At 64.5% G+C, this 1,255-nt stretch carries 1 protein-coding gene and 1 pseudogene; both read left to right on the top strand.

What is annotated here, in order from left to right; all coding sequences use genetic code 11:
• Nucleotides 1–200, top strand: a pseudogene (locus ACSFA2_RS25520) (phenylalanine 4-monooxygenase); the annotation flags it as partial.
• A 126-nt stretch (nucleotides 201–326) separates the two neighbouring features.
• Nucleotides 327–1,255 (top strand): AMP-binding protein (locus ACSFA2_RS25515; protein ID WP_435458125.1); only part of this gene is annotated, 929 nt, incomplete at its 3' end.

Raw genomic sequence — 1,255 nt, 5'->3', positions numbered from 1 at the left:
GGCTGCCGCTGGACCTGCTGCGCACCATGCGCACGCGCTACAAGATCGACACCTACCAGGCCAACTACTTCGTGATCGACAGCTTTGCGCAGCTGTTCGATTTCACGGCGCCCGACTTCACGCCGTTGTATGAGTCGCTGAAGGTCGAGTGCGACATCGAGGCTGGGGTACTGCTGCCGGGCGAATCGGGCAAGGCCTGAATTTTCGAAGGGTTGTTAGTCGCCGCGCAGCTATCGCGCGTGCGACAGCACACGCCCGCTCCCTAGGACAAGCCCGCTGGCGGCGGAGGCGCACTGCCTCCCACAATCCGCGCCAAAGGAGCTTGCATGCAGACAACATCCGCGCGACAGAACTATCCGGCCGGCGTACCGCACGAAATCAATCCCGAGCAGTACCGTTCATTGCCTCACATGTTCGACGAGGCCTTCGGCCGCTATGCCGACCGGCCGTTCTCGGTCTGCATGGAGCGCTGGATGTCCTACGGGGAGCTCGACACGCTGTCGAAGGCGATGGGCGCCTGGCTGCAGTCGCGCGGGCTCGAGCCCGGTGCTCGCGTGGCGATCATGCTGCCCAACATTCCGCAGTTCGCGGTCACCATGTGCGGCGTGCTGCGCGCGGGCTATACCTGCGTCAACGTCAATCCGCTGTACACGGCTCGGGAGCTGGAACACCAGCTGAAGGACTCCGGGGCGACGGCCATCGTCATCCTCGAGAACTTTGCAGCGACGCTTGAAAAGGTGATCGAGCGCAAGCCCGTGAAGCACGTGGTCATGACCTCGATGGGCGACCTGCTGGGTGGGTTGTATGGCGCGTGGATCACTGTGGCGGTGCGCCACCTGGCGAAGCTCGTGCCGGCCTACAAGTTGCCGTTGAGCGATGGGCGCACGGTGACGCCGTTCACCCAGGCAATCTCCGAGGGGCGCGGCCGCACGCTGGGCCCCGATCAGAGCACGCTCGATTCGATCGCATTCCTGCAGTACACGGGCGGCACGACCGGCCTGTCGAAGGGCGCGGTGCTGACTCATCGCAACATCGTCGCGGCAACGCTGCAGGCCGAGGCCTGGTTCACGCCGGCGCTGTCGCGCGCCGGCGACTTCGCGAAGGTCAACAGCATTGCGGCGCTGCCGCTGTATCACATCTTCGCGCTGACGCTGTGCCTGCTGGTGATCCGCCAGGGCTCGCACATGACGCTGATCCCGAACCCGCGGGACTTCAACAAGTTCATCGCAGTGCTGAAGAAGCGGCCGTTCCACAT

The sequence above is a fragment of the Variovorax cryoconiti genome (genome assembly GCF_051216395.1).
Classification (GTDB): Bacteria; Pseudomonadota; Gammaproteobacteria; order Burkholderiales; family Burkholderiaceae_C; genus Variovorax.
The sequence above is the reverse complement of the archived record's forward strand: the minus strand, read 5'-3'. Positions and strand labels throughout refer to the sequence as shown.